This is a genomic window from Gynuella sp. (genome assembly GCF_050297175.1).
GTDB lineage: Bacteria > Pseudomonadota > Gammaproteobacteria > Pseudomonadales > Natronospirillaceae > Gynuella.
Window position 1 is genome coordinate 147,615 of record NZ_JBNKSF010000014.1, and the last position, 24,377, is coordinate 171,991.

The following is a 24,377-nucleotide window of genomic DNA, read 5'->3' on the forward strand; positions in this document are numbered from 1 at the left end:
GGATTTCCACAGAAGGTGCCTCAGTTGAGGCATCTTCCATTACAATGTTACTGCCCTGACAGTGTAAAAAACAGCACATATCCATTCAGACCGATCACTACCGCACAAATCAACATACTAACGACAGTGATCCAGACAGGATTGACCAGATTCCCCATCAATCGGCGACTGGCGGTGAATTTTAACAATGGAATCAGCGCAAACGGTATGCCGAAACTTAGCACAACCTGACTGCCAACTAGAGCTTTCTGTTCTGATATTCCAGCCATAATGACTATTAATGCAGGTATTATGGTAATTAACCGGCGTAACCCTATCGGTATGGTGAAGCGAACAAAGCCCTGCATCAACACCTGTCCAGACATGGTTCCAACGATAGATGAAGATAAACCGGCCAGTAACAACCCCAGTCCAAAAACAATCCCCATGTAGTCGTTTCCTGATAACGAGGATAACAACTGAAAGCCTTCACTGATGGTTACGACATTTTCATACCCTTGCGTATGGAAAATTGCCGCACCTACTGCCAATAATGACAAGTTCACAACACCCGCCAACCCCATGCCCGCGATCACATCCCAACGGTAAAACTTCATCAATTTCCGACGATCAGAACTCTCGACCGAATCAGTCCGGTTCTGTAATAGCGCAGAATGCAGATAAATCACGTGAGGCATGATCGTGGCACCTAGAATCCCGGCAGCCAGATATACGGAATAACCGTCCGGAAATGATGGCACAAACAAACCTTGGGCCAGCGCTAAACTATCCGGACTGCTGAATAGCAGTTCAAAAACAAACCCTCCAACAATGGCCATTATCATGGCACCTATAATGATTTCCATCAGACGAAAACCAAACCGTTGCAAATGAAGGGCCGCGTAGGTCACCACACCCGTCAAAACAGCTCCCTGCATCAAAGACATACCAAACAGTAACTTAAACGCCAGAGCCGCCCCGAGAAACTCTGCCAGATCCGTCGCAATCGCCACCACTTCCGCCTGCAGCCAGTACAACCAAACGATAGGTCGGGGGTAATGGTCACGTATCAGCTCAGCCAGGTTGAATCCTGTCGCCAGACCCAGCCTGGCCGACAAGGACTGAATCACCATAGCCATCAGGTTGGCAACTAAAACGACCCATAAAAGGGTATAACCATAACGGGAACCGGCCTCAATATTGGTGGCAAAATTCCCTGGGTCAACATAAGCTACTGCTGCTATCAATGCCGGACCAAATATGGACAACCAGCCCAATCGCTTTCCTCGCCCGGAGAGGAATTCACTCACCTGAATCTGAACAGATTGATTGGAAATGGCCTGCAGCGTTGTCATAAAAACTCCATTAATAACGATCTTGACGATACAGTGACCTTTTTAATCTGAATTTCCCTAATAGAACATCGCGATTTTTAGAAGATATCGATAGAGATTTTTAATAGCCCCATTCATTCACAACAACACAGAATACTGCCGTTTTACAGCGCCGCTGATGAGTGTCGCGATAAAATGACTACACTTCCACCATGATGCCCCCATCATCAGACATTTATCCCCGAAGAAAATCATTATGTGATGCCGCTGTGGCCAAGGGCCATTCATCGGCAGAGGCCCGGTTCTAAAGGAAGTATCTGGCGGCCAAGTCTTTGTAAGAGACTTTTAACTGACGAAAAAGGAAAACCATGAAATCATTTATAAAAACAGGATTACTGTTCTCAATTACACTGACAGCCCAATTTTCTGTCGCCGCAGCAAACAATACCGTCGTTCACAAATTCGATGTTACAGACAGCTACAGCAATACACAGAACACACCGATTCCAAACCTCCTACTGGACAACGTGACTGATGGTTCGGTTAACGTGGTCGAATCAATGGACATGCCGGTTGCTCAACTGGAACAATTTACGCTGGAATTTGCCAACACCCCATCACTCAGAGTCTCAAAACTCTCAAAAGACACTACCGGAACGTACTACCCAAACTGCAACTCAGGATCTGACAATGTATTCGTGGGCAGTGTTAAAAATCAGTGGTTGTTCAGAGAAGTCGAGGTTGTAGTATGCCCACAAGGTTCACTTGTAGATCCTGAAATGGACTTCAAATATGCCATCTATGCCAAGACATTTGAAAAATATGATTCCGCTAATTCTTCCGGCCATATGGAAAATTTGCCGTTATCAGAAGGTTCCATCCATGCGGTCAACGTGACGCCAAACTCAGTGGCCGATACGTATACAACTCAATTTGATCATAAGACATTGCGGTTACGGCTACTGAAACAACCGATGGCTATAAACAATCCTAACCAGGGCATGCAATACGGCGTTGCTATTAAGGCAAACTGGCTTGGACATGGCGAAAAAGTGCTGATCGTCAATAACTATGACATCAATGTTACAGCGTTCACTCAGGCAATTGCTCTGACAGCAGAACCTGAATCGGACACAAATATGATCACCATTACCTATATGGATGACAGCAACGCGCCAAAAACCAGCAGAATGATTAACTTAAGGGATTTACTTGAATCCGCCTACGGGCCTTTGTAATTAAGGCAATGGTTTTTTAGTGAACGATGAAATCCGGTGCCCTATGGTTTGTGCCGGATTTCATCGTCAAAGATATTCTTTCGGCTGTTCATTCATGGGATGGATGGTAGATAAAATAAGAGGTAGGACTCAAAAACATCCCATCTATAAAACACTTTTTCGGGGCAAGGCTCACTCCCTCTTTCAAGTGCAACTCAATTGCAATCACTCAACCGATCCATCCCCGCAACCTCGCTTTCAAACGATTAGCTGCCTGAGAATGAATCTGACTGACACGGGACTCGCTAACCCCTAACACTTCACCAATTTCTTTGAGGTTCAGCTCTTCATCATAATACAGCGACAGCACCAGCTGTTCCCGCTCCGGAAGGCTTTTAATCGCCTCAATCAGATGACTGCGCATCAGATGTTGTTCGACCTGTGAATCCGGCGTTCCAGAATTTTGGAGGGGCTGAGGTGAATGTTCATAACCGGTTTCGGCTGGTTGGTTCTGATCCAACAGATCTTCATAGCTGAATAGCTTTGATCCCTGAGTGTCCTGAAGTAACGAATAGTATTCATTCAAACCCACACCCAGTTCTTCTGCAATTTCCTGGTCCGATGCGTCCCGACCTACGCGCCCTTCGATGTTATGAATAGCCTCCGAAATTCTGCGCGAATTGCGATGGACACTTCTGGGAACCCAGTCTCCTTTACGAACTTCGTCCAGCATGGAACCACGAATACGAATACCCGCATAGGTCTCGAATGTCGCGCCCTTGCTGCGATCATAGTTTCTGGCCGCCTCAAACAGACCCAGCATGCCACTCTGAATCAAGTCTTCGACCTGAACACTTTCCGGCAGCCTGGCTTTCAGATGATGAGCGATTCGCTTCACCAGACTGGCATGCTCAGTCACCAACTGCTCTAAACTTTGATGTGCCGTTTCGTACATGGCCGGACCATAGGTAATGACAGTCAAAATCAAGAAACTCCCGCAATCAACCGTTCGACGAAGAACTCCAGATTACCACGAGGGTTTTGCGGCAAAGGCCAGTTTACCACTTTGTTAGCCAATGCCCGATATGCCAGAGCCGCCTTGCTTCGAGGATATAACTCGCACACTGCTTTTTGACGCTGCACAGCTTTACGAACATGTTCGTCAAACGGTACTGAGCCAACAAACTGCAAATGCGCATCCAGGAATCGCTCTGTTACTTTAAACAGTTTGTTATACAGCTGCTGCCCTTCCTGAGGGGTACGAACCATGTTCGCCAAAATTTTAAAGCGATCAATATTACAGTCGCGATGCAGCAGTTTAATTAACGCATAAGCATCCGTCACAGAGGTCGGTTCGTCACAGACAACACAAATTGTTTCCTGCGCAGCTCCCACAAAACTGGTCACTGTTTTGGATATACCGGCAGCAGTATCGACAATCAATACATCGATATTTACCGCCATATCGCTGAAAGCATTAATGATACCTGCATGTTCCATTTCTCCAAGATTAGCCATTCGGCCGGCTCCAGAAGAGGCTGGTATGATTTTAATTCCCAGAGGCCCATCAACCATGACATCAAGCAAGTCACAACGCCCTTCCAAAACATCTTCTATATTTTTTCCGGAAGGCAGGCCCAAAAGAATATCAATATTGGCCAGGCCCAGGTCAGCATCCAGAATGACGACTCTTTTGCCAAGCTCTGCCAGCCCGATCGCCAGATTAACCGAGACGTTGCTTTTACCAACGCCACCTTTTCCGCCCGTCACGGCAATCACCTGTACAGGTTCTTTCATTACCTCTAAGCTCCGAAATGCAGTTCTGTCAGTATAGGTCAAATTTGTTGAATAAGGGTTACCCATCAGTTCACCATCAGATGTTGTTCCGCATTGCGGCTATAGGCATCCGGTTTTTGTTCATAACGTTTACGCCAACTGGTAATCGCCCGGCTGACAATATGATGTCCCCGGGCAACATGAATGTCTTCAGGAATATTCTGACCATCGGTCCAGTAAGCCATGGGCAATTGTTTCTCCATAATCAGACTGAGCGCTGGACCTAAGCGGCAACTTTCATCAACCTTGGTAAGTACACTGGCGTAAAACGGATACCGGCTGAAACGATCCATATAATCCTGAATTACCTCCATGGTTGTTGTGGATGGGATAACAAGAATATTCCGTACCTTCGAAGACATTGTCCCCTCAACCAGCGAATCGAGAAAGTATTCGGTCCCTTCCCGACTACCGCATGTATCGATCAAAATAAGCTTTTTAGTCCGACTGTAACGCTGTAAAACATCTTCCAAAGTCAGTGACTCATCAGGACTGGTAAAATCGCATTGAAGAATTTTGGACAATGTTTTCAGCGTATCCTGGGCACCAATACGAAACTGATCCATGGAGACCAATAGCAACTGATCAGGCCCCTGCTCCATGACAAACCGTGCCGCCAGTTTTGCCAGGGTGGTCGTTTTTCCGGAACCGGTCAGGCCATTAAAGGCGTATATGCCACCTTTGCGTACCAACTCGGTCTGACACGTCTCGATGCGACTGGAAACCATGGCAAGCGCCTGTTTCCAGCGGTCATCATTCCCCAAAGAAGAAGGAACTTCCGCCAACAGCATGTTGACCAAATCAGTGGAAAGACCAAACTGGGACAGCTTTTCCGCCACCGGATCAGCAGATTCAGAAGACCCATGACGCAATGGAATAATCTTTCTCAATTCCTGACTCTGTTGTTCGAGTAAACGGCGAAGATCCTGAATCTCACTGCGCATACCACTGATCTCTCTGGACTCACCGGCCCCCGCCCGAACTGCCGTCGCCGACTTATTCGTTGTCATTGCTCGCGGTGAAGGCTGGGTACTCGTTGATTTATGGGCCTTCGGTTTTAACTGAGCCTGAGCCTGAACCTTCGGTTGGCTGTATTCAGCATGCTTTTTTTGATAACCACTCAATTGAGTGACTGCCTGAGCCGCCGGATTCTTTTTCAACGGCCCAATAGAAGACAACAGACCCATTAAATGCTCTTTATCCACCGGCTCACGGTCAGTATTGGTGGCACGAATGATCTCAGCTCCCTCTGGCTCTGAATACTGGTACATATTATCGGCAGCAGGGTGTTCAACAGCCGCAAGAATTTCGACCCCGGAACCGACTTTACGGTTCGACAATATAATGGCTTCATCACCAAACTCGGCTGATATTTTCTTCAGGCCTTCTGACATTGAACGCGCATGGAATCGTTTGGTTTTCATGGCATACACACCCTACGTTAACTGTTTATCCTTTAAATAAACGGACCAACATGATCTATGGTTCCGGTCCTGTCGATGATCAAACCTATTTTCCGACCGTGGCCACAATAGTGATCTGTTTATTATCAGGAACTTCCTGATAAGCCAGCACAGTGATACTGGGAATACTGTGGCGTAAAAATCTGGCCATCATCATCCGTATCGCTCCCCCTACCAATAAAACGGCAGGATTACCTTTCATCTCCTGCTCCTGAACCGCCCGTGCCAAAGACCCCTGAAGTTTCTCTGCCAGGCTTGGTTCGAGCATGATAGTGTCAAGAGAACCATCCTGTCCGGCCTGCTGTATTGTTCTCAGCAATAACTGTTCCAGGTCCTTATCCAATGTAATAACAGGCAGATCCGGCGCATTACCAACGATGTTCTGAACGATCAGGCGACTTAAAGCTGTACGGGCAACAGCTGTTAAAACGTTAGGATCTTGACTCTTCGGCTGCAGATTCGTCAAAGCTTCGGCGATGGAGCGCATATCACGAATAGGAACCTGTTCGATGAGCAGGTTCTGTAATACCCGCAGAAGCAAACTGATGGAGACCGTATTAGGTACCAGCTCCTCAGACAATCGAGGACTCGCTTCTGCCAACCTGTCCACCAGCTTCTGAACCTCTTCATGCCCCAGCAGCTCATGACTGTGTTTGCTTAAAATCTGATTCAAATGCGTGGCGATGACCGTAGAGCTATCCACCACGGTATACCCAAGAGACTGTGCTTTCTCACGCTTGCCAGGTTCAATCCACACCGCATCCAGCCCAAAGGCAGGATCTTTAGCGGCCAGTCCATCAATAGATCCAAACACCTGCCCTGGATTAATGGCCATTTCACGATCGGGATATACCTGATCTTCTGCAATCGTGACCCCCATGAGGGTGATCCGATAAGTATTTGGCATCAAATCAAGATTGTCCCGAATATGAATACTCGGCATCAAAAAACCGACATCCTGCGACAGTTTTTTTCGAACCCCTTTGATCCTGTTTAACAACTGCCCTCCCTGGGAACGATCAACAATTGGGATAATCCGATATCCCACTTCAAGACCGACCATATCGATTTGCTGAACATCATCCCATGACAACTCTTTATTATCGTTTTCCAGAGCCGGTACCGCCGCAGCCCCAGCCCCACCACCATCTTTACTGACAGGTGTGGCTTTACCAGCACCGGCTCCACTACCTGTGGGGACTGCCAGAGCTTTTCCGGAACCATCCTCTGATGCCATTTGTTTACGATGAATTAACCACGCCCCAGAACCGGCAACGAATGCCAGGCCAAGAAAAACCAGATGAGGCATTCCGGGAATGGACCCCAGAATCGCCAGTAGAACAGCAGATATCATCAAAGCTTTGGGCGAACCGAACATCTGGTTAACCACCTGATCGCCCATCTGCTCACTGGATGAATTACGGGTCACCATGATTGCCGCCGCAGTGGACAACAATAATGAAGGGATCTGCGCCACCAAACCGTCACCGATAGTCAGCAGCGCATATTTCTCAACGGCATCGCCGAACTCCAGTGAATACTGCAAAGTACCGATGGCCAGTCCACCAACGATATTGATCAGCAGAATCAATACCCCGGCAACCGCATCACCACGGACAAACTTCGAGGCACCATCCATAGAACCATAAAAATCAGCCTCCTGGCCCACATCAGAACGCCGGGTCTTTGCAGTTTCCGCATCGATCAATCCGGCATTCAAGTCAGCGTCGATGGCCATTTGTTTACCGGGCATGGCATCAAGAGTGAACCGGGCACTGACCTCTGACACCCGCCCGGCACCCTTGGTAACCACCACGAAATTGATAATCATCAGAATCGCAAAAACCACCAGACCGACCGCGTAGTTTCCTCCGATCAGCACCTCACCAAACGCCTGAATGACTTTACCTGCCGAGTCCCCCCCTTCATGACCGTTCATCAGCACCACCCGGGTAGAAGCAACGTTCAGAGACAGACGCAATAACGTGGAAATCAGCAAAATACTGGGAAATACCGCAAAATCCAGAGGGCGCAGGACATAAATTGACACCAGTAATACCACAATGGCCAGGGCAATGTTGAAGGTAAAGAAGATATCCAATAGAAACGGTGGAACCGGCAGCGTCATTAACCCCAACAACACGAGTAACATGACCGGAACCCCAAGATTTCCACTCAGTATCCGACGACTATTAGTCTGCAGGCTGCCGACAATTTCCTGTCGGCTCATATTACGGACGTTCTTGACTGCGGAAAAATCGATAAGAGCCATACTTATAAGGAGTCACTTATTTGACGGAATTAAGGTTTGTTAAAAGGCTTTGCAAAAATATTGCCTGTTTTGATCTCGACTAACGGCTGCCTTAACTTTTAAGGGGCATTCATCTACAATGCGCCCACTTATTCTGACTACCCCAGGTCATTGATGGCCTCAGGGTCTGCCACGTAATACAAACATTTAAAAATAATCAGCAGACTCGAAATGCCCACAGAGGCGTAGCCGTCAATACCGTGAATGATGGAGAAAACATCGTGTTAGAAGCATATCGAGCCCATGTGGCTGAACGTGCCGAATTAGGCATAGTTCCCAAACCTTTAAATGCAGAACAAGTCGCCGGTTTAATTGAGTTACTGAAAAACCCTCCTGCTGGAGAAGAAGAATTTCTCATCGACCTGATCACTAACCGCGTTCCACCAGGTGTTGATGAAGCTGCTTATGTGAAAGCCGGATTCCTCTCTGCGATTGCCAAAGGCGAGGCCTCTTCGCCGTTAATCACAGCAGCCCAGGCCGTTTCCCTATTAGGGAACATGCATGGTGGCTACAACATCGAAACACTTGTTGAACTGTTGGATAACTCTGAACTGGCGGCACTCGCTGCTGGCGAACTGAAACATACTCTGCTGATGTTTGATGCGTTTCATGACGTCAAAGAAAAAGCCGACGCTGGCAATGCACATGCTAAAGAAGTCATGCAGAGCTGGGCAGATGCCGAATGGTTTACCAAACAACCCAAAGTACCTGAATCCATTAAGGTCACCATCTTTAAAGTAACCGGTGAAACCAATACCGACGACCTGTCGCCGGCCCAGGACGCCTGGTCCCGTCCGGACATCCCACTGCACGCTCTGGCAGCCTACAAAATGCCGCGTGAAGGTCTGAATCCGGATGAAACCGGTGCTGTTGGTCCGATGAAACAGATTGAAGAAATGAAAGCCAAAGGCCATCCCGTTGCCTTCGTTGGCGATGTCGTCGGTACTGGTTCCTCACGTAAATCAGCTACTAACTCGGTATTGTGGTTCTTCGGAGAAGATATCCCAGGCGTACCTAATAAGCGCAGCGGTGGTATCTGTATCGGTAGCAAAGTGGCTCCTATCTTCTATAACACCATGGAAGATGCCGGTGCTCTGGTATTTGAAGCCTCTGTTGATGACCTGAACATGGGTGACGTTGTGGAAATCCGTCCTTATGACGGCAAAATCCTGTCTGAAGACGGAACAGTATTGTCTGAGTTTGAACTGAAATCCGATGTACTACTGGACGAAGTTCAAGCCGGTGGCCGGATCAATCTGATCATTGGTCGCGGTCTGACTCAACGTGCCCGGGAAGCGCTGGGATTACCCGTATCAGATCTGTTCCGCCTGGCGGAGCAGCCCGTTGACACAGGTAAAGGCTACACCCTGGCCCAGAAAATTGTGGGTAAAGCCTGTGGCATTGAAGGGGTTCGTCCCGGCACATACTGTGAACCTAAAATGACAACCGTTGGCTCTCAAGACACCACCGGCCCGATGACTCGTGATGAGTTGAAAGATCTGGCCTGTCTCGGGTTTTCTGCAGATCTCGTCATGCAGTCTTTCTGTCACACAGCAGCTTATCCTAAACCGGTTGATATCGATACTCAGCACACCCTGCCGGACTTCATCAAAAACCGTGGCGGCGTTTCCCTGCGCCCCGGAGACGGCATCATCCACAGCTGGCTGAACCGTATGTTGCTGCCTGATACCGTTGGTACCGGTGGCGATTCTCATACCCGTTTTCCAATGGGAATCTCTTTCCCAGCAGGTTCCGGTCTGGTTGCGTTTGCCGCTGCCACTGGTGTCATGCCACTGGATATGCCTGAGTCTGTACTGGTTCGCTTCAAAGGCGAAATGCAGCCGGGCATTACGTTGCGGGATTTGGTTCACGCTATCCCCTATTATGCAATCCAAGAAGGCCTTCTGACGGTCGAGAAAAAAGGTAAGAAGAACATTTTCTCTGGCCGCATTCTGGAAATTGAAGGGCTGGACAAGCTGACCGTAGAACAGGCATTCGAACTGTCTGACGCCTCAGCTGAACGTTCTGCAGCAGGTTGTACCATTAAACTCAGTGAAGAATCGGTCATTGAATATCTCAATTCCAATGTCACTATGCTGCGTTGGATGATCTCCAATGGTTATGGCGACGCCCGTACACTCGAACGTCGCGCCAAAGCCATGGAAGAATGGCTGGCCAATCCAAGCCTGATCAGTGCTGATGCCGATGCCGAATACTCTGCGGTAATTGAAATCGACTTGGCTGAGATTGATCAGCCGATCGTCTGTGCACCAAATGACCCGGATGATGCCCGTCTGTTGTCAGATGTTGCTGGTGACAAAGTCGACGAAGTATTCATCGGCTCCTGTATGACCAACATTGGGCATTTCCGCGCAGCTGGAAAACTGTTGGATGCTCACAAAGGTAACCTGTCCACTCGTCTCTGGATTTCTCCACCGACCAAAATGGATCAGGCCCAATTAATGGAAGAAGGCTATTACAACACCTACGCCCGTGCTGGTGCTCGTACTGAGATGCCCGGCTGTTCACTGTGCATGGGTAACCAGGCACGTGTGACAGAAGGCTCAACGGTGCTGTCAACGTCAACCCGTAACTTCCCTAACCGTTTGGGTGATGGTGCCAACGTATACCTGACATCTGCGGAACTCGCATCTGTCGGTGCCATTCTAGGTAAGCTGCCTACTAAGGAAGAATATCTGGAGTATGCTAACCGCATTAACTCCATGGCGAGTGATATTTATAAATATCTGAATTTCGACAAGATAAAAGACTTTGTCGATGCCGCCAACTCCGTTATCGCTACGGATGCCACTGCTGACTAAAACTACCCTGTTTACCCACTATTTATAGTGGTTGCCAGGTTAATCATCATTAAAGCCCTCGTTTTTCGAGGGCTTTTTGTTTCTCGCTTTTTTCACCGACTGCCATCTTTATCTCAGAAATTTATCAGCCGATAAGTGGCCAAATGATTAATTATCTTCTATTACTTAACGGTAACCTTTCATCTGATTTGAGTACCTATGAAAACTCAAGTATTAATCTGCGATGATTCCAGTTTCGCCCGTAAACAAATGATTAGGGCTTTACCTGATGGTTGGGACATTGAAGTACATCAGGCCGGTAATGGAATGGAAGCCATCGAAGCCATTAAAGCTGGAAAAGGCGATATCATGTTCCTTGATCTGACCATGCCGATTATGGACGGCTATCAGGTACTGGAAACCATCAAAAAAGAGGACCTTCCCAGCATGGTGATCGTTGTCTCAGGTGACATTCAACCCGAGGCCATTGATCGAGTTAAAAAGCTTGGGGCATTGGAGTTCATCAAAAAACCGATCAGTAAGGAAGTTGCGAAAAAAATTCTGAGCGACTTTGGCATTCTTGCGGGGTAACAGGTATGCATGAGAACTTCGATGAGGTATATCGCGACTGTTTCCAGGAAATTACCAATATTGCCATGGGACAGGCTGCTGATCTGCTGGCCAGAATTTTAAATGTATTTATCGTACTACCTATTCCAAATGTGAACATTCTGGAAAGCAGCGAGTTACATATGGCGCTATCAGCAATAGATGAAAGCCGATCTGTATCAGCCGTTTGCCAAGGGTTCATCGGTGGAGGAATCTCCGGTGAAGCATTATTGATTTTCAACGACTCCAGCTTTTCCGATGTAGCCCATCTAAGGCACAACCTTGATAGCGATATCAATGAAAACGTCGAGCTGGAATTGTTGATGGATATTTCCAATGTATTAATCGGTGCCTGCCTCAGAGGTATAGCCGATCAGTTAGATTTGAAGTTCAGTCAGGGACATCCAAAAGTTTTAGGCAGGCATGTCAATGTTGAACAACTGATTAAAACCAATGCTGAACGATGGAAAAAGACTCTGGCTATCGAAGTGAATTACACAATTGAAGAACATGATGTTAACTGTGACCTGTTGCTTTTGTTTACCGAGGATTCATTTGAAACTCTGAAAACAAAGGCAGATTACCTATTAGAATAAATTATGTCTGATAATAGCGTCCGCGAATTTCACTGGATCATGGATATGATCCAAAACATTGATGTTGGACTTGTTGTCCTCGACAAGGAGTATCGCATTGAAGCCTGGAATGGTTTTATGGAAAACCATTCAGGCCTTGCATCGACTCACATTAAAGGTAAGAACTTATTCACTGCTTTTCCTGATATTGACGAGGAATGGTTTAGAGACAAGGCCGAAACTGTCTTTCAACTGAAGAATAGGGCGTTTACCACCTGGGAACAGCGCCCTTACCTGTTCAAATTTAAAAACTACCAACCGATTACCGGCACTGCCGAGTACATGTTTCAAAACACCACATTGCTCCCCCTGACGTCAGTAACCGGCGAGGTGGATCACATTTCGATGCTGATATACGATGTCACTGACATTGCTGTGAACCGTGAACAACTGAAGTCAGCCAACCGGCAATTAAGAACTCTGAGTCGCAGTGACCGGTTGACCGGTTTATATAATCGGGGCTACTGGGAAGAGCTGATGCGTATGGAATTTTTGCGTGCCAGACGTTCACAAACAGTTTCTACACTAATGATCCTGGACATCGACCATTTTAAAAATGTCAATGACGTTTTTGGACATCAGGTTGGTGATCAAGTCATTCGACTGCTGGCTAGCAATATATCCTCGAGCCAAAGAGTCACAGATATCTCTGGTCGTTATGGTGGCGAAGAGTTTGTGGTCATACTGGTGGATACTGATCCCAAACACGCGATGATTTCGGCAGAACGGTTACGTCAGAAAGTAGAATCATTGAGCTTAAGTACCGCGCAAGGCGAACTCAAGTTCACCATCAGTATTGGTTTGTGCGGTTTTCGACCGGAGTTCGAGAGTCATGAGGAATGGATTGTCGAGGCTGATAAAGCACTCTACGAATCCAAACACAATGGCCGCAACCAGACCACCATTGCTGGGTAGCCTGCTCATTTTCAGCTTTGTCTACGTGCTATCACACCGATATAACGTGCCAGGGAACGATACGGCTCCCGCTCACACACTTTTAGCTCCGCATCCAGAATGGCTTTTTCAATCTTTGGATTCTGCTTATTTACGTGAGGATACAAGTAGTCACTAAAACTGCGGACCCCGAACCACTTTTCGATCACCATATTTTCTGTTCCCAAAAAATCAAAAACCTGACCCTTATCTAACGGATGAATTGGGGTTAACCCCCGGGCGTCACCAGCCATCTCTTCAGAGAACGCTTTACGGAAATTTCCCTTAATTAAATTTTTAAAAATGATCGAATCGCGATTATAAAAAGTCAGCAACAAGTAGCCACCCGGCCTGACAGAGTCGCACAATATTTTCAGCCCCTGCCAGGGGTCTGCCAACCATTCCAGCACTGCCTGACAATGAACCAGATCATACAAAGCATCAATCATGTCCTGAAAACGGCCATTACGAACAGTAACCTTGTCGAGGTACTGCGGATAATCACCGAGGCGATCCCGCATCATTGCCGCCATATTCTCAGAGAGGTCGAAGTAATCCACCGTCGCACCGTGTGACGCGAAATGCAGGCTCATATCACCAAATCCACCACCAATATCTGCCACCGTTGGCTCCAATACTCCCGGAAAAGGATCAATGTTTTGCAAACGATCAAGAATAACAGCCCGACGGATTCTACCTTTTAGCGAATCGAAGATATTGGCCTTAAAGCGATCCACTAACGGATCAAAATTCACATCCTGCATTCAGCGAAATTCCAAATAATGCATAAAAAACCCTTAAAGACAGAGATCATGTTGTCCCACGCGGTGGGCCCGGCTGCGACCCCCCACTGATAACACCCTGAAAATGAGGCAGACAAAGTCCAGTACTCAAACAAACCATATAAAAGGTTTCGTAGTAAAGATCTACTACCATCAGACAAATAAACAACGTTAGTCTGAGATTTCCCAATAACAATGAGAAGGAGAGAGGCATGGCTAAAATTCTATTTATTGTTGGCGATTTTGTCGAAGATTACGAACTGATGGTGCCATTTCAGGCACTACAGGCAATGGGCTTCGATTGTGATGCCGTCTGCCCTGATAAACAATCCGGAGACTCTATCGCCACAGCAATTCACGACTTCGAGGGAGATCAGACATACAGTGAAAAAAGGGGCCACAACTTTACTCTGAATCAAAACTTTGCCGATATCGATCCCCACGAATACGATGGTCTGATGATCCCCGGCGGACGCGCTCCCGAATACCTTCGCCTCAACGATAGAGTCATTGCTCTGGTCAGGGCTTTTGTCGAACAGCAAAAACCAATAGGCGCTATCTGTCATGGCGCACAGCTACTGGCTGCAGCTGAAGTAATCCAATCAAAACGCATCTCTGCTTACCCTGCCTGTGCCCCGGAAGTAACACTGGCCGGCGGAGAATACATGCAGTTGGACATGGACCAGGCAATCACCGATGGTCAGTTTGTCACCGCACCAGCCTGGCCGGCAAATGCAGAATGGGTCAAACAGTTTGCCGCCCTGTTCTAACGGCGTAACAGGTAGGTTGTACAGGCAACCCGCAACAACGAGGTGAAATTAACCACTTCACCTCGGCGCTGCAAACATTCATCGTACAATCGGGTAATGAACTGACCGATTGACACACCTTCCCGCAATGCCATTTCTTCAAGTATTGTCCAAAAACGATTTTCCAACGACAGACTGGTCACATGGCCGTGTAGCCTTAGAGATCTAGCTGTTTTGCGATAGACCGCTTCATCCACACCGGTATAGATATCACACATACCCACCCTCTGATTATTTTACTGATTGGGAGTACTGGTTCACCGGAAAACAGGATAAAGCATCTTTGGCGCGATGCACTGGAGACGTGGTTATAACAAAACCAAAAACAGAGAGCCGGAGGAATAACCCTCCGGCTCGTTATGACTCAACCAACCCATTGACGGGCGTTGCGAAACATCCGCATCCACGGACCATCTTCCTGCCAGTCGTCCGGGCACCAGGAATTCGTGACTGCGCGGGATACCCGCTCGGGATGCGGCATCATGATCGTTACCCGACCGTCAGCACTGGTCAAACCGGTAATACCCAGCGGTGAACCATTAGGGTTCAACGGATAAGCTGTTGTGACCTGGCCGCGATTGTCCACGTACCGAACCGCAACATGACCACTGCGATTAGCTTTTTCCAAAGCTCCGTGGCTGGAATATTCAGCCCGACCTTCTCCATGAGCCACGGCCACAGGCATTCTCGCACGTTTCATGCCTTTGAAGAATAACGACGGCGATTCCTGAATCTCAACCATTACCGTTCGAGCCTCAAACTGCTCAGACTCGTTGCGAACAAAATGGGGCCAGTTTTCAGTACCAGGAATAATATCCCGCAGGTTGCTCAACATCTGACAACCGTTACAAACCCCCAAAGTAAACGTGTCTGGACGTTCAAAAAAGGCCTGTAATTCTTTACGGGCGGTTTCATTGAACAATATGGACTTAGCCCAGCCCTCACCGGCTCCGAGTACATCACCGTAGGAAAAACCACCACAGGCAACGAGTCCTTTAAAGCGTTCCAAAGTGACACGACCACTGATGATATCGCTCATGTGCACGTCAACAGGATTGAATCCAGCGCGATAAAATGCAGCCGCCATCTCCAAATGTCCATTCACACCCTGCTCTCGAAAAATAGCCACATCCGGACGATCTTTCAGATTCCGGGTGGTATCTTCATTAAGGTTGAAAGGCACAGACACATGCAGTCCAGGATCAGAAGCATCCAGCCAACGGTCGTACTCCTGCCGGGCACAATCGCTGTTGTCGCGAATGGCCTGCATCTGATAAGAAGTCTCCCACCACCAGCGCAGGTATTGGGTCCGGGTATGGGCCAGCACTTCTTCCTCACCCATCTGGAAGCGCAAGTGATCATCCTCGTTCAGGTGACCAATTAGCTGCACGCAATCAGACAAACCGCATTGCCCAAACTCCGCCAGTACACTTTCAGTTTCGTGGCCAGGTACCTGGATGACGGCTCCCAGCTCCTCTGAAAACAGTACTGAGGCCACATCTGAGGGGTGTGAGCACAACCCTGACAACTGGATGTCGACGCCGGTGCGGCCGGCAAATGCCATTTCTGCAATCGTGACAAACAGTCCGCCATCAGAACGGTCGTGGTATGCCAATATTTTCCGCTGTTCCAGCAGGCCCTGAATAACATCGAAAAAGTTCTTCAGATCTTCCGGACGATCGACATCCGGAGCGGTGGCACCGATTTTCTTGTAAACCTGAGCCAGACACGATCCCCCCAGACGATTCTGCCCTCTTCCCAGATCAATCAATAACAGATCTGTATCGCCTTTATCGGTTCGTAGTTGCGGTGTCACGGTCTTTCTGACATCCAGTACCGGCGCAACGCCAGTGATAATCAGGGATAATGGTGAAGTAACAGACTTATCCTTATCATCCTCCTGCCATACCGTTTTCATTGACATGGAGTCTTTACCGACTGGAATAGTCAACCCCAAAGCCGGACACAATTCCATGCCCACCGCTTCAACCGTACGGAACAGCGCTTCATCCTGACCAGGTTGGCCGGCAGCAGCCATCCAATTGGCAGACAGTTTGATATCCGTTAACTGCCCGATACGGGCAGCCGCTAAGTTTGTAATCGTTTCAGCCACCGCCAAACGACCACTGGCTGGCGCATTAATCACCGCAACCGGAGTACGCTCACCCATGGCCATGGCCTCGCCCGTTGTACTGTTCAATGTGCTGGTAGTGACTGCAACATCCGCAACCGGAATCTGCCAGGGACCAACCATTTGATCACGGGCAATCATACCGGTAATAGACCGGTCCCCAATGGTGATCAGAAAATTCTTGCTGGCCACGGCCGGAAATTTCAATACCCGCTCGGTGGCTTCCTGCAGATCAATTTTCTCGGCACTGAATTCCTGATGCTGCACCTCAACAGGGGTAAAACTCCGATGCATTCTGGGTGGTTTACCCAGCAGGATATCAAGTGACAATTCAACCGGCCGGTTGTCGAAGTACCGATCAGCGACAATCAGCGTTTTTTCATCAGTGGCCTCGCCAATAACAGCATACGGTGCGCGTTCGCGCTGACAGATGGCTTCAAATTCACTAAGCCGCCCAGCCGGAACGGCCAGCACATAACGTTCCTGTGACTCATTACACCAGACCGCCAGCGGCGACATGCCTGGTTCATCATTGGGAATATCGCGAAGCTCAAAACGACCACCACGACCACCATCGTTCACCAGCTCCGGAAATGCATTGGATAGCCCGCCAGCCCCTACATCGTGGATGAACGCAATCGGATTCTGTGTACCCATCGCCCAACAGGTATCGATCACTTCCTGACAACGACGTTCCATTTCCGCGTTGTCACGCTGAACCGATGCAAAATCGAGGTCTTCGTTGCCCTGCCCCGAACGCATTGAAGAAGCAGCGCCACCGCCCAGTCCAATCTCCATCGCGGGGCCGCCAAGCACGATCAATTTTGCGCCCACTGGAATATCATCCCAGGCCTTATCAACATGTTCCGCTTTGATATTACCAAGGCCGCCGGCAATCATGATCGGTTTGTGATAACCCCAGACCTGATCACCTTCTACACCTGCAGCCAACATCTCAAAGGTACGGAAATATCCCAGCAAATTGGGACGCCCAAATTCATTATTAAATGCCGCACCACCCAGTGGCCCGTCCAACATGATTTCCCGGGCGGACACAATCCTGCCTGGCTTGCCATATTTACTTTCCCAGGGTTGGATATACCCGGGAATACGCAGATTGGACACAGTAAAACCGGTAAGACCCGCCTTGGGTTTGGAGCCTTGACCAGTGGCACCTTCATCGCGTATTTCACCGCCAGCACCAGTAGCCGCACCGGCCCACGGAGATATAGCCGTTGGATGATTATGGGTTTCCACTTTCATCAGTATATGGACGTTCTCAGCATGATAACCATATTGATGAGTGGTCGGATTGGCGTAAAAGCGCTCTGCCGTAAAGCCTTCTATAACAGCAGCGTTGTCCTTATAGGCGCTGAGAACCTTATCACCGGCTTTTTCATAGGTATTCTTAATCATCTTGAACAGAGACAGGGACTGCTGCTCGCCGTCTATCTCCCAACTGGCGTTAAAAATCTTATGACGGCAGTGCTCCGAGTTTGCCTGAGCAAACATCATCAACTCGACATCGGTCGGATTACGTTTCAGTTGCTGAAAGCTGCTGACCAGATAATCAATCTCATCGTCAGCCAATGCCAGACCCAACCGGCCGTCCGCCTCTACCAGAGCATCATGCCCCTGGGCAATGACATCCACCGTTGTGAATGGCGCAGGTTCAGCCACTCCAAACAGCACATCCGCCTCATCCATGTGCCCTAGCACCGCCTGAGTCATACGATCGTGCAGAACAGCATAAATATCGCTCAGAACCTTTTCTGACAACGGCTGCTCTGAGCGAATGTCGTAAGCGATGCCACGCTCCAGGCGGCTGATCACAGCTAAACCACAATTATGCGCAATATCCGTGGCCTTACTGCTCCAAGGGGAAATGGTACCTGGTCTCGGTGTCACCAATGCCAGAGTGCCATGAAAAGTCTCCTTTTCGACTCTGGGACCATATTTGAGAATTCGACTTAGAATCTGTTGATCAGATTCACTCAAGGCTTCGTCTGATGTGTAAAAATGTACAAACTCCGCATATACATCAGCAACATCAGCCACATTCTGAAGTTCTGACAGCAGTCGTTGACGTTTAAAGGGAGATAACGCAGGGGCACCGGGCAATATTTGCATAGCGACGAGGGTCCTGTTTTTGATCCGTTAGGGGTGGGATTCGAATGGGCGCGTATCATACTCGAATGACAACAAATCTGTTAACCCCAATTTAGCCATCGTGACGAATATGGGTTCTATCTTGTCAGTCAGTCTCACAATAGTGGTTTTGTCTGACCACCCGAACAGCTAAAATGCAGCCAAGATTGTCAACTCTGCTGGGAGCACACGACTGTTCAATCAACTCACCCACCCGTCCGGACGTACTGTCATCAAGCGCTTGTTAATACTGGTTATTGTGTTATTGGCAGCATGGGTGATCATTCATGGTATCCAGTATAAAAGCCAACTGCAGCGTATTCATGAAGCTGGCGTGCTGACAGTGGTATCCCGGCTGGGTCCAAATACTTTTGATATGAATGGCGAACGGCTCGATGGCTTTGAATATTCGCTGATTCGCCAATTTACCGACTACCTCAATGTTGAGCTGAAAATACTCTCCGAGAATGACAATGCCGGCACTTATCGGGCGATCGACCTCGGTATCGCGGATCTGGCAGCCGCAGGCCTGACATTGTTTCTCAATGACCGCGAAGCCTACTATTTTTCCACTCCTTATTTCGAAGTAACCACCCAGCTGATTTATCAGGGCGACAAACCAACATCATTACTGGATTACAAGGACAAACGCATTCAGGTAATTGCCGGCTCTGCCGGCGAACGCTATTTGACTCAGGCCCGGCAGGATATGAAAGATCTGACCTGGGAGGCCATTTCCGGCAACAGCCTTGAACTGTTTGAAAATCTCGAATCCGGCGAAGCCGACTGGGCTCTGATGGACTCCATCGATTATGAAGCCAATGCCGTATTCTTCCCAGAAGCCAGAGTCGCATTTGACCTACACGATCCAACAGCAGTGGTCTGGGTTACGAAGAACACCGGTGATCCTTCCCTGATTGAGGCTATCAATACATTTTTCGCCAGTGAGCAACAAAACGGAGAACTGAAGAAACTTAAAGAACGTTACTTTGGGACCCATCATCAGCTGGATTTCGTAGGGATGAATGTCATCAATCGCCATATGCAAGGGCGTCTGCCGATCTATCAAAAAGCGTTTAAAGCCGCTGCAGAGGAAACCGGACTCGACTGGCGTCTCCTGGCCGCTATTGGCTATCAGGAATCCCATTGGCGCAGCCGGGCGGTATCCCCGACTGGCGTTAAAGGACTGATGATGCTGACACTGAATACCGCTCGCGATATGGGTGTGAAAAACCGCCTGAACGCCCAACAAAGCATACGTGGCGGCGCAAAATATTTTGTCCGCATGTTAAAAACCATCCCTGAACGCATACAGGAACCAGACCGGACCTGGCTGGCACTGGCCGCCTACAACATTGGTTATGGTCACCTGGAAGATGCCAGGAAGATCACTCAAAGTATTGGCAGAGACCCCGATAGTTGGCTGGATGTGAAAGATTATCTGCCGCTACTGGAAAAACCGGAATACTACAAATATACCGCCCATGGCAAAGCACGCGGCCGTGAACCCGTGGTATACGTACAAAATATCCGCCGCTACTACGACATTTTAAAATGGAACTTCCCGGAACCGGGAGAGCAGCTCGAAGTGCCAGATAGTCTGACTGAACTGCCGGAAATTAGAGTGACGATTCCGCCGACATTATAAAGCCGGCGAACATAAATCTTATTGACGACGACGGAAACAGGATAACAACGGCAACATCACAACCAGCCATACCGGGCTCAATGCACCACCGAAAATACCTGACGAACCACCACCGCCAGAGCTGGACGATCCCACAATAGACGGTGATACATTTCCGTTCAAAACCCTACCAATCCAATCGGAAGCTACGCTGACCCGACCGTAAACCCCAGGGAATAGAGGGTCACCACAGCCGATATTGTTTCCGTTTTCACCGTCATCACCAAAACTGACGGTACCCACCAGGACATACTCGCCGCCGGACAACTTGACTAAAGGCCCACCGCTGTCACCCTGGCAGGAGTCACCAATGATAGCGTAGTTCTGTCCCCCATAAGGATAAGTAGCAGAAGCACCAGTCGCACACAGCATGCTGCCTTGTATGTTAGCAACTCCCGAGTAGTAAGACATACACACAGAATTGGACATGGTCTTCAATTGAACGATTTTAAGAGTATCCGGAACACTGATATCAGCGGTTGTCTGATTGTCATGCAGATCCACCGGGTTCATATCTCCCCAACCAAGCGTCCAGACATCATCATTGTCACCCACAGAACCCAAGGTAATGGGAGTCCGGTTACTGGCCTCATCCAACTCCAGAATGGCAAAGTCATACTTTAGGGTGTTACTGTCAAAATTCGGATTAATGTACACCTTGCGAACATAGCGCAATTCGTTGCCATCATTATCAAAAGGTGTCAGATCACCAATATTCAGCAGCATATTGGCGACACCAGAGGAACTCATCTGACTTACACAATGTGCCGCCGTCAATACATATTTCGGGCTGATCAGGCTGCCACCGCAAAACTGACTATAGTAACCATTTCCGACATATGTCATCAGCGCCGTCACGAACGGCCATTCACCCGTGGCGTCCTTACCGTTAATAATTCTGCTTTGCGCCATGGCATTGCCCGTAAACAATCCTGCGGTTAACGTAAACGCGATAGCAATCAATTTAGTGGATAGTTTTTCCATGGCCCATCAGTCCTGTACCTGTTGAAAACAAAATTGGGTTGGTCAGCGAAGTAAACGCTTGATCCAATTCAAATGATAAAGCCACCAAATGAGGCATCGCACGACAATTATCGGGCCTTATACGACTAAATGTCAGCTGCTCATCTGTAATCGTATATTGAAGATCAGAGACGTCTGTACAGCCATTGGACATCACTTCAATCACAAAATTATCTCCCTCCCAGCGGGGATTAAACACATTAAGCGAGGAGATTTCGGTTTGATTGTTTTGCGCCATCGAATTGCAACCTGCCAAGATAAAAGAGGCGGTCAGCAATGTGGCCAAAGTCATTCTGAACATTTTTTATCCATATTCACGTGAGTCTTGTGAAACATCATAGTCAATCAGATGGGACATTGCCCGCTTCAACCTGACCGTTTGGATAATATCATTCAGTATTAGTATAGGCTTGCTAAAGTTTTGACCAAACCAAGAAAAAACGTAGAACTGAGACGAGGCTTCAAAATCTCGTCATTCATCAAAATTGGGATGTTTGGCAATCGGATCATCAGGATCGTCCATAATGCGTTCAATACGAATGGATACCCTTCGGTTTTTTGCACGGCCGGCGGCAGTCGCATTGCTGGCAACCGGATAACGTTCGCCATGATAGTTCAAAATCATCATACCGACATCAATGTTGCGGGACATCAGATAATGCTGAATCAAATCAGCCCGTTTTTCTGACAAACGCCGGTTTTCATAACGGGAACCACGATCATCCGTATGACCGTCGATATAAATGTTGATGACCCGCGTATCGGTCAGAATGTAAGTGGCAATCTTATTCAAGAGCCGCTTGTCAGAGGCATCCAGTTCATCCTGACCATTGTCAAAATAGATATTGGTGCGTTTAATCTGATCAAAATTCACCGGTAGCAACCCGGAAACACAGGCCAGATATTGCTCGTAATAGGGTTTGAACTGAGCAGGAGAGAGGCGCACCCGAATGCGGTCACTAAGATAAATGGCCTGTCTGGTGAACGTCGGGGCCATGCCATCCAGCAACTCCGCCATCATACGGTCAGAACGAATGGACTCGACCACTACAGGATAATGGGTATCCCGAACTCTCACGTAGCCAAGATCCGAAGTCAGAGCATTGGCTTTCCAGTCGGGGGCTTCAATTACCAATGCCGCTTTGCCCTCACGCATTTGATTATGATCAGTCTCCAAGTAAAACAGCAGATCTTCACCAGCTTCACGAAAGAACACCCCCGATCCATACAAGGGTATGTTCTGCCGAAAGAGACAACCAAACGGCGAGGAGACAAGCTGCCACTCAGTATCAGCCAGACCAGTCGTAAAGGTAATGGCCTGAGTGGGTACAGCAAGGATCAAACCAAGAAAGAAGAATAAAATGCGTTGATAATTGGCCATAAACACGCGCTCAAGGAAGAATTCTGGTAACTTGCTACCTGTCTATGTCGGTATTTTTGCCTGAATCTTTAATCCTCTTTACCATATACGGGGATTGATAGGTGTCTTGCCAGCGCAAATCGTAGTAGTTAACCGCTCAAAACCGATACATGGTGGCCTGTATATGGCGACCAGCAGATTCAAGACTGCAAGGCTTCACCGAATATTGAACTGTGTTCCGAACCAGATTCCGGAACGCTTACTGACAATAGGAAAACACTGAGTGTCTGAACAAAAACCATCCACACCGATGAACCAACGCTTCCGCGGCTTTTATCCAGTCGTCATTGATGTTGAAACCGCCGGGTTCAATGATCAGACTGATGCGTTACTCGAAATCGCAGCGGTTACTCTGAAAGTGGATCAAAACGGTTGGCTGGTACCCGATCAATCGATAGCCTTCGAAATTGAACCATTTGAAGGTGCCAACATTGAAGAGTCCTCACTGCAGTTTACCGGTATCGATCCATTTAACCCTTTCCGCGATGCGGTTTCAGAGCAAAAAGCCCTGAATGATATCTTCCAGCTGGTTCGCAAAGGCATCAAAAACACCCATTGCAACCGAGCAATCGTCGTGGCCCACAACGCCCATTTCGATCATGGATTTCTGAAAGCAGCCGTCGAACGCTGCGAAATCAAACGCGATCCGTTCCACCCTTTTTCCAGCTTTGATACCGCATCATTGTCTGGCCTTGCTTTTGGTCAAACAGTTCTGGCTAAAGCCTGTAAATCTGCCGCCATTGAATTTGATAATCATGAAGCCCACAGCGCACTGTACGACACCCAGAAAACTGCTGAATTATTCTGTGCCATTGTGAATAAATGGAAATCCATGGGCGGATGGCCCCCCGTAGACACCTCACCAAAGGCAGGTAACGATGAATGTGATCATTGATTTATGCGTTATTCCCATGGGCACGACAGCTTCTGTCTCTGCATATATCGCAGAATGCCAGCGGGTCCTGGAAGGCACGGGTTTGAGCTATACCATGCATTCTTATGGCACTAACATCGAAGGTGAATGGGATGAGGTCATGGCTGCTGTCAAAGCCTGCCATGAAGCAGTCCATAAAATGGGTGCTCCAAGAATTTCATCAACTCTCAAGATCGGCACCCGGACGGACAAATCACAGACCATCCAGGACAAAATCGATGTAGTCAATGACCTGCTGAATTCCTGAACGACTGTAGGGAGAGGTATCGAACAACATGTCGATGCTAGGGAAACAGGCAAAATAAAAGGGGCTCATTGCCCCTTT

At 48.3% G+C, this 24,377-nt stretch carries 20 protein-coding genes; 9 read left to right on the forward strand and 11 right to left on the reverse strand.

What is annotated here, in order from left to right; all coding sequences use genetic code 11:
• Positions 1 to 47 precede the first annotated feature (47 nt).
• A complete protein-coding gene (locus ACQY6I_RS05560) occupies positions 48 to 1,334 on the reverse strand; it encodes an Nramp family divalent metal transporter (RefSeq protein WP_428240475.1) in 1,287 nt (428 codons plus the stop codon).
• Between the two features lie 347 nt (positions 1,335 to 1,681).
• On the opposite strand from ACQY6I_RS05560, the gene ACQY6I_RS05565 reads away from it, so the two are divergent.
• Entirely contained in the window at positions 1,682 to 2,551 is an 870-nt protein-coding gene (locus ACQY6I_RS05565) for a hypothetical protein (protein WP_428240476.1), read from the forward strand.
• A gap of 208 nt (positions 2,552 to 2,759) precedes the next feature.
• Here the strand turns inward: ACQY6I_RS05565 and ACQY6I_RS05570 are convergent, their stop codons facing one another.
• From ACQY6I_RS05570 to flhA, 4 genes are all read right to left on the reverse strand, one after another.
• The gene (locus tag ACQY6I_RS05570; protein ID WP_428240507.1) at positions 2,760 to 3,485 is read right to left on the reverse strand and encodes an RNA polymerase sigma factor FliA; all 726 of its coding nucleotides are present in this window, start codon (positions 3,483 to 3,485) and stop codon (positions 2,760 to 2,762) included.
• A gap of 29 nt (positions 3,486 to 3,514) precedes the next feature.
• The gene (locus ACQY6I_RS05575; protein WP_428240477.1) at positions 3,515 to 4,327 is read right to left on the reverse strand and encodes a MinD/ParA family ATP-binding protein; all 813 of its coding nucleotides are present in this window, start codon (positions 4,325 to 4,327) and stop codon (positions 3,515 to 3,517) included.
• 65 nt (positions 4,328 to 4,392) lie between these two features.
• Positions 4,393 to 5,790, reverse strand: coding sequence for a flagellar biosynthesis protein FlhF (gene flhF / locus ACQY6I_RS05580; RefSeq protein WP_428240478.1), 1,398 nt, complete (start codon positions 5,788 to 5,790; stop codon positions 4,393 to 4,395).
• Positions 5,791 to 5,875: 85 nt separating this feature from the next.
• On the reverse strand, positions 5,876 to 8,059 hold the full coding sequence (gene flhA, locus ACQY6I_RS05585; RefSeq protein WP_428240508.1) for a flagellar biosynthesis protein FlhA: 2,184 nt from the start codon (positions 8,057 to 8,059) through the stop codon (positions 5,876 to 5,878).
• Positions 8,060 to 8,361: 302 nt separating this feature from the next.
• Here flhA and acnB point away from each other — a divergent pair, with 302 nt between their 5' ends.
• From acnB to ACQY6I_RS05605, 4 genes are all read left to right on the forward strand, one after another.
• Positions 8,362 to 10,962: a bifunctional aconitate hydratase 2/2-methylisocitrate dehydratase gene (acnB, locus tag ACQY6I_RS05590; protein WP_428240479.1), complete on the forward strand. Its 2,601-nt coding sequence runs from the start codon at positions 8,362 to 8,364 to the stop codon at positions 10,960 to 10,962.
• 198 nt (positions 10,963 to 11,160) lie between these two features.
• Positions 11,161 to 11,532 carry a response regulator gene (locus tag ACQY6I_RS05595; protein ID WP_428240480.1) on the forward strand — a complete coding sequence of 124 codons (372 nt, stop codon included), beginning with the start codon at positions 11,161 to 11,163 and terminating at the stop codon, positions 11,530 to 11,532.
• Between the two features lie 5 nt (positions 11,533 to 11,537).
• Positions 11,538 to 12,146, forward strand: a complete 609-nt coding sequence (locus ACQY6I_RS05600) for a histidine kinase (RefSeq protein WP_428240481.1) — start codon at positions 11,538 to 11,540, stop codon at positions 12,144 to 12,146.
• A gap of 3 nt (positions 12,147 to 12,149) precedes the next feature.
• Positions 12,150 to 13,100, forward strand: coding sequence for a diguanylate cyclase (locus ACQY6I_RS05605; protein ID WP_428240482.1), 951 nt, complete (start codon positions 12,150 to 12,152; stop codon positions 13,098 to 13,100).
• 11 nt (positions 13,101 to 13,111) lie between these two features.
• On the opposite strand, the gene ACQY6I_RS05610 is transcribed toward ACQY6I_RS05605, so the two are convergent.
• On the reverse strand, positions 13,112 to 13,882 hold the full coding sequence (locus ACQY6I_RS05610) for a methyltransferase domain-containing protein (protein WP_428240483.1): 771 nt from the start codon (positions 13,880 to 13,882) through the stop codon (positions 13,112 to 13,114).
• Between the two features lie 230 nt (positions 13,883 to 14,112).
• Between ACQY6I_RS05610 and ACQY6I_RS05615 the strand changes: the two genes are divergently transcribed.
• Positions 14,113 to 14,670: a DJ-1/PfpI family protein gene (locus tag ACQY6I_RS05615; RefSeq protein ID WP_428240484.1), complete on the forward strand. Its 558-nt coding sequence runs from the start codon at positions 14,113 to 14,115 to the stop codon at positions 14,668 to 14,670.
• Here the strand turns inward: ACQY6I_RS05615 and ACQY6I_RS05620 are convergent.
• Positions 14,667 to 14,927, reverse strand: a complete 261-nt coding sequence (locus ACQY6I_RS05620) for a ribbon-helix-helix domain-containing protein (RefSeq protein ID WP_428240485.1) — start codon at positions 14,925 to 14,927, stop codon at positions 14,667 to 14,669. The two genes, ACQY6I_RS05615 and ACQY6I_RS05620, sit on opposite strands and share 4 nt — an antisense overlap.
• A 146-nt stretch (positions 14,928 to 15,073) precedes the next feature.
• The gene (gene purL, locus ACQY6I_RS05625; protein ID WP_428240486.1) at positions 15,074 to 18,970 is read right to left on the reverse strand and encodes a phosphoribosylformylglycinamidine synthase; all 3,897 of its coding nucleotides are present in this window, start codon (positions 18,968 to 18,970) and stop codon (positions 15,074 to 15,076) included.
• Between the two features lie 259 nt (positions 18,971 to 19,229).
• On the opposite strand from purL, the gene mltF reads away from it, so the two are divergent.
• On the forward strand, positions 19,230 to 20,636 hold the full coding sequence (gene mltF, locus ACQY6I_RS05630; RefSeq protein WP_428240487.1) for a membrane-bound lytic murein transglycosylase MltF: 1,407 nt from the start codon (positions 19,230 to 19,232) through the stop codon (positions 20,634 to 20,636).
• Positions 20,637 to 20,654: 18 nt separating this feature from the next.
• On the opposite strand, the gene ACQY6I_RS05635 is transcribed toward mltF, so the two are convergent.
• From ACQY6I_RS05635 to ACQY6I_RS05645, 3 genes are all read right to left on the reverse strand, one after another.
• A complete protein-coding gene (locus tag ACQY6I_RS05635) occupies positions 20,655 to 21,659 on the reverse strand; it encodes a S1 family serine peptidase (protein ID WP_428240488.1) in 1,005 nt (334 codons plus the stop codon).
• Positions 21,640 to 21,999: a hypothetical protein gene (locus ACQY6I_RS05640; protein ID WP_428240489.1), complete on the reverse strand. Its 360-nt coding sequence runs from the start codon at positions 21,997 to 21,999 to the stop codon at positions 21,640 to 21,642. Before ACQY6I_RS05640 ends, ACQY6I_RS05635 begins: the two co-directional genes overlap by 20 nt.
• Before the next feature lie 171 nt (positions 22,000 to 22,170).
• Positions 22,171 to 23,079: a flagellar protein MotY gene (locus tag ACQY6I_RS05645; protein ID WP_428240490.1), complete on the reverse strand. Its 909-nt coding sequence runs from the start codon at positions 23,077 to 23,079 to the stop codon at positions 22,171 to 22,173.
• A 289-nt stretch (positions 23,080 to 23,368) separates the two neighbouring features.
• Here ACQY6I_RS05645 and rnt point away from each other — a divergent pair, with 289 nt between their 5' ends.
• On the forward strand, positions 23,369 to 24,013 hold the full coding sequence (gene rnt, locus ACQY6I_RS05650) for a ribonuclease T (protein WP_428240509.1): 645 nt from the start codon (positions 23,369 to 23,371) through the stop codon (positions 24,011 to 24,013).
• Positions 23,997 to 24,299, forward strand: coding sequence for an MTH1187 family thiamine-binding protein (locus tag ACQY6I_RS05655; protein ID WP_428240491.1), 303 nt, complete (start codon positions 23,997 to 23,999; stop codon positions 24,297 to 24,299). The genes rnt and ACQY6I_RS05655 overlap by 17 nt, the downstream gene beginning before the upstream one ends.
• The last annotated feature ends 78 nt before the right edge of the window (positions 24,300 to 24,377 follow it).

Excerpts from the sequence above, each read along its gene's own strand:
- ACQY6I_RS05595 (WP_428240480.1), top strand. The coding sequence starts at position 11,161 with ATGAAAACTCAAGTATTAATCTGCGATGATTCCAGTTTCGCCCGTAAA.
- ACQY6I_RS05575 (WP_428240477.1), bottom strand. The coding sequence starts at position 4,327 with ATGAAAGAACCTGTACAGGTGATTGCCGTGACGGGCGGAAAAGGTGGC.
- ACQY6I_RS05635 (WP_428240488.1), bottom strand. The coding sequence starts at position 21,659 with ATGGAAAAACTATCCACTAAATTGATTGCTATCGCGTTTACGTTAACC.
- ACQY6I_RS05610 (WP_428240483.1), bottom strand. The coding sequence starts at position 13,882 with ATGCAGGATGTGAATTTTGATCCGTTAGTGGATCGCTTTAAGGCCAAT.
- flhF (WP_428240478.1), bottom strand. The coding sequence starts at position 5,790 with ATGAAAACCAAACGATTCCATGCGCGTTCAATGTCAGAAGGCCTGAAG.
- rnt (WP_428240509.1), top strand. The coding sequence starts at position 23,369 with ATGAACCAACGCTTCCGCGGCTTTTATCCAGTCGTCATTGATGTTGAA.
- ACQY6I_RS05605 (WP_428240482.1), top strand. The coding sequence starts at position 12,150 with ATGTCTGATAATAGCGTCCGCGAATTTCACTGGATCATGGATATGATC.
- ACQY6I_RS05615 (WP_428240484.1), top strand. The coding sequence starts at position 14,113 with ATGGCTAAAATTCTATTTATTGTTGGCGATTTTGTCGAAGATTACGAA.
- ACQY6I_RS05560 (WP_428240475.1), bottom strand. The coding sequence starts at position 1,334 with ATGACAACGCTGCAGGCCATTTCCAATCAATCTGTTCAGATTCAGGTG.
- ACQY6I_RS05570 (WP_428240507.1), bottom strand. The coding sequence starts at position 3,485 with ATGTACGAAACGGCACATCAAAGTTTAGAGCAGTTGGTGACTGAGCAT.
- ACQY6I_RS05645 (WP_428240490.1), bottom strand. The coding sequence starts at position 23,079 with ATGGCCAATTATCAACGCATTTTATTCTTCTTTCTTGGTTTGATCCTT.
- flhA (WP_428240508.1), bottom strand. The coding sequence starts at position 8,059 with ATGAGCCGACAGGAAATTGTCGGCAGCCTGCAGACTAATAGTCGTCGG.
- ACQY6I_RS05565 (WP_428240476.1), top strand. The coding sequence starts at position 1,682 with ATGAAATCATTTATAAAAACAGGATTACTGTTCTCAATTACACTGACA.
- ACQY6I_RS05600 (WP_428240481.1), top strand. The coding sequence starts at position 11,538 with ATGCATGAGAACTTCGATGAGGTATATCGCGACTGTTTCCAGGAAATT.
- ACQY6I_RS05640 (WP_428240489.1), bottom strand. The coding sequence starts at position 21,999 with ATGTTCAGAATGACTTTGGCCACATTGCTGACCGCCTCTTTTATCTTG.
- purL (WP_428240486.1), bottom strand. The coding sequence starts at position 18,970 with ATGCAAATATTGCCCGGTGCCCCTGCGTTATCTCCCTTTAAACGTCAA.
- ACQY6I_RS05655 (WP_428240491.1), top strand. The coding sequence starts at position 23,997 with ATGAATGTGATCATTGATTTATGCGTTATTCCCATGGGCACGACAGCT.
- ACQY6I_RS05620 (WP_428240485.1), bottom strand. The coding sequence starts at position 14,927 with ATGTGTGATATCTATACCGGTGTGGATGAAGCGGTCTATCGCAAAACA.